Annotated in this window: 9 protein-coding genes; 6 read left to right on the top strand and 3 right to left on the bottom strand. The window is 39.9% G+C overall.

Features of this window, described 5'->3' with window-relative positions; all coding sequences use genetic code 11:
• Nucleotides 1–27 precede the first annotated feature (27 nt).
• Nucleotides 28–981 (top strand): alpha/beta fold hydrolase, encoded by a 954-nt coding sequence (locus tag BQ7344_RS10365; protein ID WP_072522512.1) that lies wholly within the window; start codon nt 28–30, stop codon nt 979–981.
• A gap of 185 nt (nt 982–1,166) precedes the next feature.
• On the opposite strand, the gene BQ7344_RS10360 is transcribed toward BQ7344_RS10365, so the two are convergent.
• From BQ7344_RS10360 to BQ7344_RS10350, 3 genes are all read right to left on the bottom strand, one after another.
• On the bottom strand, nt 1,167–2,315 hold the full coding sequence (locus tag BQ7344_RS10360) for an ABC transporter permease (protein ID WP_072522511.1): 1,149 nt from the start codon (nt 2,313–2,315) through the stop codon (nt 1,167–1,169).
• Complete coding sequence (locus BQ7344_RS10355) at nt 2,302–3,375, bottom strand: ABC transporter permease (RefSeq protein ID WP_235816094.1); 1,074 nt, start codon at nt 3,373–3,375, stop codon at nt 2,302–2,304. Before BQ7344_RS10355 ends, BQ7344_RS10360 begins: the two co-directional genes overlap by 14 nt.
• Before the next feature lie 136 nt (nt 3,376–3,511).
• Nucleotides 3,512–4,441, bottom strand: a complete 930-nt coding sequence (locus BQ7344_RS10350) for an ABC transporter ATP-binding protein (protein WP_072522509.1) — start codon at nt 4,439–4,441, stop codon at nt 3,512–3,514.
• A 213-nt stretch (nt 4,442–4,654) separates the two neighbouring features.
• Between BQ7344_RS10350 and BQ7344_RS10345 the strand changes: the two genes are divergently transcribed.
• The 5 genes from BQ7344_RS10345 (at nt 4,655) to BQ7344_RS10325 (ending at nt 11,667) form a co-directional block, all read left to right on the top strand.
• Nucleotides 4,655–5,737: a sensor histidine kinase gene (locus BQ7344_RS10345; protein ID WP_072522508.1), complete on the top strand. Its 1,083-nt coding sequence runs from the start codon at nt 4,655–4,657 to the stop codon at nt 5,735–5,737.
• Nucleotides 5,738–5,751: 14 nt separating this feature from the next.
• Nucleotides 5,752–6,372, top strand: coding sequence for a response regulator (locus tag BQ7344_RS10340; protein WP_072522507.1), 621 nt, complete (start codon nt 5,752–5,754; stop codon nt 6,370–6,372).
• Nucleotides 6,373–9,406: 3,034 nt separating this feature from the next.
• A complete protein-coding gene (locus BQ7344_RS10335) occupies nt 9,407–10,174 on the top strand; it encodes a ParA family protein (protein ID WP_072522506.1) in 768 nt (255 codons plus the stop codon).
• Nucleotides 10,174–11,115, top strand: coding sequence for a ParB/RepB/Spo0J family partition protein (locus BQ7344_RS10330; RefSeq protein ID WP_072522505.1), 942 nt, complete (start codon nt 10,174–10,176; stop codon nt 11,113–11,115). The genes BQ7344_RS10335 and BQ7344_RS10330 overlap by 1 nt, the downstream gene beginning before the upstream one ends.
• 12 nt (nt 11,116–11,127) lie before the next feature.
• Complete coding sequence (locus tag BQ7344_RS10325) at nt 11,128–11,667, top strand: DUF4446 family protein (protein WP_072522504.1); 540 nt, start codon at nt 11,128–11,130, stop codon at nt 11,665–11,667.
• The last annotated feature ends 15 nt before the right edge of the window (nt 11,668–11,682 follow it).

Below are 11,682 nucleotides of genomic sequence, written 5' to 3'. Positions count from 1 at the left end.
CTCAGGTGATAAAAAGGGAGGTAGAACATGAACAAGCACAGTAAACGACTGCTTACTCTTGTAGCACTGGCGACAACAACAACTGCCACGATCCATATTATAAATAAAGTAATTGCAGCATCCGCCTGTCTTAAGGAAATGCTGGATACAGATGTCAGAAACTATTATCATTGGCGTTTTGGCGATATTTATTATACAAAAAAAGGTAAAGGAAGCCCGATTCTTCTGATTCATGATATGCTTCCGGGTGGTTCCGGATATGAATGGACCAGAATCGAGGATGAACTTGCGCTGGAGCATACCGTATACAATCTGGATCTTCCGGGATGCGGACGTTCTGAGAAGCCGGGCATGACTTATACAAATTTTGTTTATGTTCAGGCAATCTGTGACTTTATTAAAAATGTAATCGGAGAAAAAACGGATGTCATTGTAAATGGATATTCCGCTTCCTTTGTAGTTATGGCATGCCATAACGAAAAGACATTGTTTGATAAGATCATGATGGTGAATCCGGTCAGCCTTGCCAGTCTGAAGCAGATGCCTGGTAAGAAAGAAAAGCTATTGAGAAAATGTCTGGAGATTCCGGTATTTGGAACACTGGTTTATCATATGGTTGTATCAAGAAGTGCAGTCAATGATGACTTTATCGAGAACTATGCATTTGATCCGTTCCATCCGGATCGGGAACTTCAGGATGCATATTATGAAGCGGCTCACAGAGGCGGATGCTACGCAAAAAATGTCTATGCAAATAAAGCGTCAAAATATATGAACATTGATATTACCCGAGGCCTCAAAGAGATTGACAACAGCCTTTATATCGTAGAAGGTGAAGCAGAAAATAATGGTGAAGCGATCGTAGAAGCTTACCAGAATGTCAATCCGTCTGTAGAGGTTGCGACACTTAAAGAAACGAAGCATTTCCCACATGTAGAAGTTCCGGAACAGTTCCTGGAGCAGGTTGGAATTTTCTTCTGAAATTAATACAGTAAAATGTCATAAGACAAGAGTATAGATAGCCCACAGCAGATGCTGTGGGCTTTGTTCTACTTAAGAATATATCAGAATTGCGAGTCATTCATTGAGACTTGGTTAATGATAATCATTAAGCATCGGCAATGGGGATAATCTGTGTACCGATGCCAGAAATCTATTAGAAGTGATTATCCCTGCCGTTTGTATTTGGAAACAGCAAGGATCAGTGCGAGCAAAGCAAGAGTAAACATGATTTCGATTCCCATGGATTTCCAGATATCAACGGCAATTTTACCGGAGACGACATGATACCGGGAAAGAGTCTCGTTGATGCTTTCATACCAGTAAACAGGCAGAAACTGTGCAATCTTAAGGACTTTTTTATCCATGATATTTATTGGAACAAAGACACCTGACAGGAAACACATGCCAAGGGAAACGATGTTTGTGATTCCATTGAGCATGTTGGTGTTTTTCATAAAAAGGCCAATCAGATATGCCAGTGAAAGTGCAATTGTCAGCATAAGGAAGGTATTTAACAGGTAATACCCCAGAACTTTGGAAGTCAGGAGTTCGTTCCCATACATAATACCGGCACCGGCGACTACTATCAGCCAGAGAACCAAACTGATTGTAAACATGGCAAGCAGACCTTCGAGGTTCTGTCTGCGGGTGGAGATGGCAGATGCCAGCATACGTTTTTGTATATCCTCTTTTCGGAATGCCAGAAGGATATAGCCCATGGAGTAGCACAATACGGCCAGAAACAGATATGGAATATAACGGAAATAATACGTATATCCCGGCGTTTCGATTGTTGTTTCATCGTCCTGATACATGGTAACTTCCGAAGCAGACTGTTCAAGCGCAGCAGAGGCGGCTTCTTTCTGTGAAAATCCGGCAGCAGTATAAGTGCGGATGGAATTCAGCCATACATTTATCTGCTGGTCGACATAAAAAGAAGAATAGGATCCGGGTACTTTTGTGACAGAAAGCGGGTTTTCGTCTACAATACAGGTTTCATAAAAATCTTTCGGAATCTGCACGATATATTCTGCATTTCTGTAAAAAAGTTCCTCTTGCATCACTGTAGGTTCTGCGGAAATCTCATATACATTATGGATGGTTTTAAGATAATCCGTAAGTGCGTGAGAAAGTGTGCTGTCATCCTGATCTGCGATGGCAAGGTCGATCCGCGTCTTTTCAAAATCTTCCAGATGATCCTTTTTGGCGGATGCCTGAAGTGCCATGGCAATCGAAAAGAAAATCACCAGATAGATGCTGACCAGACCAATATTATTTTTTAATATTTTCATATAACACTTAAATACTGTCATATCGATTCCTCCTGATCAGTAAAAATGAGGCAAAAACAAGTGCAGCACTCATGACTGCCAGTGTCAGTACATTTCGATAGTAGCGAGTCGGATCATCGCATACATTAATGCAGTAAAATGCATCCGAGATAAGTGCAGCAGGATTGATGCGGTTGATGATTGGAAAATGCTTTTCTACCGAATCTTTCATCGAACTGTTCATCAGGCCTGAGAGAAAACTGCAGACCATGGAAATGGCGAGGATAACAGATACTTTGATGCCCTCACTCATTTTGCTGAGGCTGCCTACAAACAGACCTATGGAGACACCGATGAGGCTTCCGAAAAGAGAAATAAGAAGCATTTTTCCTATCTGTCCCTGGAAGTCAAGTTTCAAAATGTTTCGCAGATAAATAAGCAGGATAATGACGTCTGCATATCCGATCAGGAAAGATGCAATCTGCTCGGATAAGATCAATTTCAGCTTGTGGGTAGGAGTGACACAGCGCCTTGCCGCCAGAGCCGTTAAATTGGCCTGTAATGTGATTGCGGAGCCAAAGCCGATAAAACATCCATAGAGACATGCCATTGCAATCAGAGCGTAAAAAAACTGCGAATTCCCGTCAATTGTTTTTCCGCCCAGAGAAACCTCCTGAACCAGATTGCGAGTGTCTATCATCTGTGTAAGTCCGTTCAGAAGCCCGGATGGATGAGTTTTCAAAATCGTCCGTATGGTGTGCAGACTGTTGTTATAACTTTCCAGAATGGACTGTAGAATGCTTTCCGGGATTCCGTGTGCGTTGATCGTCAGGGAAGGCGTCATACCGGTATAATAAATTCCGGAGATTTCTTTGTTTTTCAGGGCTGTAAGAGCCTTTTGCTCTGTCAGTTCATGTATGTTGATCAGATCTGAGTCACTTTTTTGCACCTGTTCAAGATAAAAATCAAATAATGGATTGCTGGTTGTTTCTCTTACCAGAGCCACCTGTACCGTCTCAAAATCGGCATCATTGAGATTTCCGAAAGCAAAAAAGAAAAAAGTGCCGAGTATCAGAGGAAAAACAAGTGGCCAGAAAGTCATATTAAAATTCCGGAGTTTTACCAGAATGTTATATTTTATTAAATGCAGCATAAGAAATCCTTTCTGTAATCATTAATTATACAAAATAATGCATAAATATACATCATGTATTTCTCTTTATATGCCTGAAAAACCATTAATCGCGAAGCTGTTTTCCGGTGATTTCCAGAAAAACATCGTTCAGCGTCGGAAGCTCGGAAAATACTCTTCCGAAGGTGATATCCTGACTTTGCAGATAATTCAGAAGACGAATCAGATTATGTTGTGCACCGGTGCAACGGAGTACAAGAATCTGATTTTCATAATGCAGATCAAATACATGAGGAAGACTGCGGATATCCCGCAGATGTTTTTCCTCCAGAAGAATTGCTTCTACGGTGATAGTTTCGCCGGTCTTGATCATTTTCTTTAATTCTTCGGATGTACCGGAAGCAATGACCCGACCATGGTCCATAATCGCGATGCGAGTGCAGATCTGTTCAATTTCTTCCATGTAATGTGAAGTATAGATGATCGTTGATCCCTGCGCATTCAGCTTTTGAATACCTTCGAGGATTTTATTACGGCTTTGCGGGTCGACGGCCACAGTTGGTTCGTCCATGATGATAAGACGCGGTTTGTGGGCAATTCCACAGGCAATATTCAGCCTGCGAAGAAGACCGCCGGACAACTTTTTCGGGCGCATTTTGCAATAATCTTCAAGTCCTGCAAATTGGACAGCATCATCAACCAGTTTTTTACGTTTCTTTTTATCGGAAACATACAGACCACAGAAATAATCGATGTTTTCATACACGGTCAGTTCGTCAAAAACAGCAACGTTTTGCAGTACGATCCCAATCTGCTGTTTTGCCTGATAATTGTCAGGTGTCATAGGCTGTCCAAAAATTTCAATGGTTCCCTTATCATATTTCAAAAGGGAAAGAAGACAGTTGATAGCAGTTGTCTTCCCTGAGCCGTTCGGTCCGAGCAGCCCGAAGATCTCACCTTCATGAATATCCAGGCTCAGGTGGTTGAGTGCAACCAGATCACCATATCTTTTTACCAGATTTTCTATATGGATCATAAGAATCCCTCCAGTTAAATAGTTACTTTCACATAGTAATATCAGGAATATAAACGTCGTTTATGAGAATATGAAGGCTTTTATACCTGATAACTACAGTATAAAATAAGATGCGTTCAATACCAAGTGTAAGATGTCACAAGAAAAACATGACATTTGTCACTTTGAGAGGTATGGAATATGTTATATTATTATAACAACGGGAGGAGAGAAATGGGATATTTTCAGGATACGGGAGTATTGCTGCTGTATTGTATGACTGCATTATTCTGGATAAGTGCAGACAGAAAGTTTATATTTGCACTGCTTTATGCGCTTGTCCTTTTGTGCGGAGAATATGTTCTGGAACACAGGATGACAAAGATTCTGGGTTGCGTGGCGTTTGTCGGGACTTCGATTCTTATCCCTGAACTTGTAGTATTTTATCCAGTGATGGGATATGCTTTGCTTAAAGAAAAAAGCCGGGTAGCAGCATTGACCAGTATGATTACAGGTGGTGTGATACTGACAGAAAATACATATTTGCAAAATGGGATGCTGCTGAATGTTGCCTTTGGCTGTCTACTTGCAGTACTTTTGGAAAGAAAAACGGAAAAGTACGATAAATTGGATAGAGAATTTCGGAAAACAATTGATGATGGAGAAGAAAAAACACTTCTTCTGGCAGAAAAAAACAGAGCTCTGATAGAAAAACAAAATTATGAAATATATGCGGCGACACTCCGTGAAAGAAACAGAATTGCAAGGGAAATCCATGATAATGTGGGACATGTACTTTCGCGTACAATACTTCTGACAGGGGCTGCGAAGGCTTTAAATAGGGATCAGAACCTGGAACCGATACTCGATGGACTGGACGATTCGCTTAATTCTGCAATGGACAGTATTCGTTCAAGTGTGCATGATTTACATGATGAAGCGGTTAATCTGCAGGAAAGTATAAAGGGAATTATTCGGGACTTTAAATATTGCGAAGTTGAATTGAAATACGATATGTCCAATAAAGTGACCAGTAATGTAAAATATTGTCTTATTGGAATTGTAAAAGAAGCACTTTCAAATGTAATGAAATACAGTGGTGCGACTTATGTAAAAATAACGGTAAGAGAACACCCGGCATTATACCAGTTGTGCGTGGAAGATAATGGACATGGATGTGCAGATAATATGAATAAAACGACGGGAATTGGTTTGAAAAATATGCAGGAAAGGGTGTCCACACTGAATGGAACGCTACGGATTGAGAGTGAAAAAGGTTTTCGGATTTTTGTAGTGATACCGAAAGAAATGCAGTAAATGAGGAGTTTGTAATGAAAATAGTAATTGTAGATGATGATTGTCTGGTTACAGGGGCATTAAAGACGATTCTGGAAGTGAATGAGGATGTTGATGTAGTGGCAACGGGGCTGGATGGAAGGGATGCTGTGCTGCTATACGGAGAGCACAAACCAGATGTACTTCTGATGGATATTCGTATGAAAAATATGGATGGACTGGAGGCGGCAACGGAGATTTTACACGTATATCCTGAAGCAAATATACTGCTTCTTACAACATTTCTGGATGATGAATATATTGTAAAAGCACTTCGCATAGGGGCGAAGGGATATCTTTTAAAACAGGATTATGCAAGTATTTTGCCTGCACTCCGGGCGGTCTGCTCCGGACAAACGGTTTTTGGGGCGGAAATTGTGTCAAAAATACCGGATCTGATAAGAAAGGAGGATGAATTTGATTATGCGGCTCGTGGAATCAATGAGCGGGAGAAGAAAATTATTCGATTGATTGCGGATGGAAACAGTAATAAGGAGATTGCGGCGGAGTTATATTTGAGTGAGGGAACGATCAGAAATTATCTGAGTTCGATTTTGGATAAATTGCAGTTGAGAGATCGGACGCAGCTGGCAATTTTCTATTATCAACATAAGTAGAAAATACAGATTTAGTGGATGATTTGATGAATGCAGATGCATAAAATAGTAAAAATTGAATGAATAATTATTAATTGATATGCATAGAAGTAGAAAAAATCCGTATAGATGAAACAGAGTGAACAAGAGAGATGGGAAAATAAGAAAAAGAGTGCTGAAAGGTGGGGTAAATGCAATAAAATGAGGAAAGAAGAAAGACAAATGTTCGTGATGCAAAGACTGACGGAGAAAACATAGAATCAGTTTACATAATTCGTAAAATACTTATTGATGGGACTCTCTGGTGTGAGCTGAAATAATAATTCTAACTTTATACACGTCGAAATATNCAGGACAGCTGCAGGAACAAGCCCCAATTTCTACTCACTTCGCGCGCTGATAAGCCGCCATTCGCGCAAACTCGCTACGCTCAGACAGAACGCTCGGTGACGGCAGCTAACGCAAAGCTCGTAACGAAATTTGACCCAGGTTCCTGCATCCGTCCCGTTATAGAGGCTGCTGTATTTTAGCAATGTTTCACGTGAAACATCATTCGGTAGATATATTCTAAATAATCGCTGTTCATCGCCGCTCCCTTTCACTACATATTTATATATCAGCAATGAAAAGATATGGTGTACGACAACCTCTGCAGGAGTTCGAGAAGTTCTTAGAGATGTCCTGGCTGTGTTATGCGTAGGAAATCACACTGTTTGAGCGTCAGCGAGTTTGTGATTTCCTACGTATGTATTTAACAGACAGGTTATCTCATAGAACTACCGAACGACGAAGCCGTTGTTGCACGCCATATCTTATTCAATTGCGTAAAATATAACATGTAATCTGAAATAACAATTTCAATCATATATCAGCCGAAACACAATGCAAACTCACGCAGCCTCTATACACAGGACGGATGCAGGAACAAGCCCCAATTTCTACTCACTTCGCGCGCTGATAAGCCGCCATTCGCGCAAACTCGCTACGCTCAGACAGAGCGCTCGGTGACGGCAGCTAGCACAAAGCTCGTAACGAAATTTGGCCAAGGTTCCTGTATCCGTCCCGTTATAGAGGTTGCTGTATTTTAGCAATGTTTCACGTGAAACATAACTGAACTGACAAACTACAAGTATACGTCTTGTTGCTGCCTTATATTTGCCAATAATGAAAATAGAAAACGTGATAATTGGCATAAAGTTCATAATAAATAAGCTTACATACTCAGTATTCACCTTACTATAGATTGTGTTGTGCCTTTTTACAATGTTTCACGTGAAATATCATTCGGTAGATATATTCTAAATTATCGCAGTCCATTGCCGCTCCATTTCACTACATATTTATATATCAGCAATGAAAAGATATGGTGTACGACAACCTCTGCAGGAGTTCGAGAAGTTCTTAGAGATGTCCTGACTGTGTTATGCGTAGGAAATCACACTGTTTGAGCGTCAGCGAGTTTGTGATTTCCTACGCATGCATTTAACAGACAGGTTATCTCATAGAACTACCGAACGACGAAGCCGTTGCCACACACCATATTTTATTCAATTGCGTAAAATATAACATGTAATCTGAAATAACAATTTCAATCATATATCAGCCGAAACACAATGCAAACTCACGCAGCCTCTATAAACAGGACAGCTGCAGGAACAAGCCCCAATTTCTACTCACTTCGCGCGCTGATAAGCCGCCATTCGCGCAAACTCGCTACGCTCAGACAGAACGCTCGGTGACGGCAGCTAACGCAAAGCTCGTAACGAAATTTGACCCAGGTTCCTGCATCCGTCCCGTTATAGAGGCTGCTGTATTTTAGCAATGTTTCACGTGAAACATCATTCGGTAGATATATTCTAAATAATCGCTGTTCATCGCCGCTCCCTTTCACTACATATTTATATATCAGCAATGAAAAGATATGGTGTACGACAACCTCTGCAGGAGTTCGAGAAGTTCTTAGAGATGTCCTGGCTGTGTTATGCGTAGGAAATCACACTGTTTGAGCGTCAGCGAGTTTGTGATTTCCTACGTATGTATTTAACAGACAGGTTATCTCATAGAACTACCGAACGACGAAGCCGTTGTTGCACGCCATATCTTATTCAATTGCGTAAAATATAACATGTAATCTGAAATAACAATTTCAATCATATATCAGCCGAAACACAATGCAAACTCACGCAGCCTCTATACACAGGACGGATGCAGGAACAAGCCCCAATTTCTACTCACTTCGCGCGCTGATAAGCCGCCATTCGCGCAAACTCGCTACGCTCAGACAGAGCGCTCGGTGACGGCAGCTAGCGCAAAGCTCGTAACGAAATTTGGCCAAGGTTCCTGCATCTGTCCTGTTATAGAGGCTACTGTATTTTAGCAATGTTTCACGTGAAACATAACTGAACTGATAAAGCCCATTATTGCTTTATTTTATTATATATTTATATATCAGTAATGTACGTAAGAAATATGATAATTAGCGTAGAATTTATGAAAATTTCTTCAAGGCTTCCATATCCATTCTTTCTCAATAAGATCCTGTCGATTTTCTACAATGTTTCATGTGAAAAATAATTAAGCAGATATACGCTTAACTACCACAGCCCGCAGTTCACAGTTGCTCTATTTCACTACATATTTATATATCAGCAATGAAAAGATATGGTGTACGACAACCTCTGCAGGAGTTCGAGAAGCTCTTAGAGATGTCCTGGCTGTGTTATGCGTAGGAAATCATACTGTTTGAGCGTCAGCGAGTTTGTGATTTTCTACGTATGCATTTAACAGACAGGTTATCTCATAGAACTACCGAACGACGAAGCCGTTGTTGCACGCCATATCTTATTCAATTGCGTGAAATATAACATGTAAGCTGAAATAAAACTACATTCCCCAACACCTTGTCAAATATAAATAATAAATTTTCAAAAAATTTCTCGAAATTTAATGTTTCACGTGAAACATTTTGTGGAACAATAATATTAAAAGTGCTATAATAATATCAATGCGCTATGCAAATAAATACGCAGCTGACATCCCGAAGGGAGGGTGAAACTTGGGAAGAGTAATAGCAGTAGCAAATCAGAAAGGCGGTGTTGGAAAATCCACCACGGCAATCAATCTTTCTGCATGCCTTGCTGAAAAAGAAAAAAAAGTACTTACAATCGACATGGATCCACAGGGAAACACTACAAGTGGATTAGGAGTAGATAAAAATAATGTAGAAAATACATTATACGAATTACTTTTAGGAGAAGCAGAGACAAAAGATACTATTGTAAAAGACGTAGTTGAAAACGTAGATCTGATTCCATCCAACGTAAACTTATCTGGAGCAGAAATTGAACTTATTGGTGTAGATGAAAAAGAATATATCCTAAAAAAAATTATAGATAAGGTTCGCAGAAAATACGACTATATCATTATCGACTGTCCACCATCATTAAACATGCTTACTATCAATGCATTAACGGCTGCAAACTCCGTATTAGTACCAATTCAGTGCGAATATTACGCATTGGAAGGACTGTCACAGCTGATACATACAATTGATCTCGTTAAAGATCGTCTGAACAAAAAACTTGTTATGGAAGGCGTAGTCTTTACCATGTATGATGCAAGAACAAATCTTTCCCTGCAGGTCGTAGAAAATGTTAAGGATAATCTTCAGCAGAATATTTACAAAACGATTATTCCTAGAAATGTCAGACTCGCAGAGGCTCCGAGTTACGGACAGCCTATAACCTTATACGACACAAAATCCGCAGGAGCAGAGGCATACCGCCTTCTTGCAGAAGAAGTAATAAACAGGGAGGATAAATAATGGCTGGAAAAAAGTCAGGACTTGGACGCGGCCTGGATGCATTGTTTCCGGAAAAAACAGTACAGAGCAAGCCAAAAACAACAGTTAAAACTGTAAAACAAACAAAAACAGCTACAGCAGAGACAAAGAAATCCAGTCAGCAGGAAAACAGTAATGGCGCGAGAATGATGAAGCTATCTATGATCGAGCCAAACAGAGAGCAGCCCCGTAAAAAATTTGATGAAGATGCACTTCAAGAACTAGCTGATTCCATAAAACAATATGGAGTACTGCAACCACTTCTCGTGTCTGATAAAAAGGACTATTATGAGATCGTTGCCGGTGAAAGACGTTGGAGAGCTGCTAAACTTGCAGGATTGAAAGAAGTTCCGGTTGTAGTAAGAGAACTTTCCACCCAGGAAATCGTAGAAATCTCTCTTATTGAAAACATTCAGAGAGAAGATCTCAATCCGGTTGAAGAAGCAATGGCATATAAACGCCTGATTGATGAGTTTCACATGAAACAGGATGAAATCGCAGAAAGAGTTTCAAAGAGCAGAACAGCAGTAACCAATTCTATGAGACTTTTGAAACTGGATGCACGCGTACAGCAGATGATGGTTGATGAGATGATTTCAGCCGGACATGCAAGAGCAATTCTTGCAATTGATGATTCAGAGAAACAGTACACGACTGCAATGAAAGTGTTTGATGAAAAACTCAGTGTGCGTGAAACTGAAAAACTGGTAAAAACGGTTCTTGCACCGTCAAAGAAAAAAGATAAAGTCACAAATCCGGCAGAAGATGCCATTTATGAAAGTCTTGAGGAAAGAATGAAAGGAATTACTGGAACACGTGTATTCATTCACCGCAAGAAAAATAACAAAGGAAAAATAGAAATCGAATACTATTCCAGAGATGACTTGGACAGAATTATTGATTTATTTGAATCCATTGGTTAAAAGGAGTATGATATGAGTACAATTTTTGATAGTATGGGTATTGACTCTGGAATCATCATTATTGTATTACTGGTTATTGTAATTATTCTAATTGGATTGATGATCAGTAATGGCATGCGTCTGACACGACTGGAAAGAAAATACAAAATGTTTATGAAAGGAAGCGATGCGCAATCCTTAGAAAAAACGTTTGTACGTAAATTTGCTCAGATAGACAGATTGTATGAAGCAAAAGAAGACCATGAGCATGCAATCAATGCACTGGAACAGCATTTTAAAATCATTTTCAGCAAATATGGCGTAGAAAAATATGATGCGTTTGATGATGTGGGTGGTAAACTTAGTTTTGCACTCGCATTATTGGATAAAGACAATACCGGCCTGATTCTGAATGCAGTACATAGCCGAGACAACTGTTTCCTTTATTTAAAGGAAATTGTCAAAGGTGAATCTTATGTAATGCTCAGTCAGGAAGAAGTAGAGGCTTTGCGTAAGGCAGTAAACTTTGGACTTGCCAATATCAATGAAGAAGAAAGTGATATAGAAAAATAAAGAGACAGTAAAAAC

This window comes from Blautia sp. Marseille-P3087 (genome assembly GCF_900120195.1).
Lineage (GTDB): Bacteria > Bacillota > Clostridia > Lachnospirales > Lachnospiraceae > Blautia_A.
This window is presented reverse-complemented; position numbering and strand designations above follow the sequence as displayed.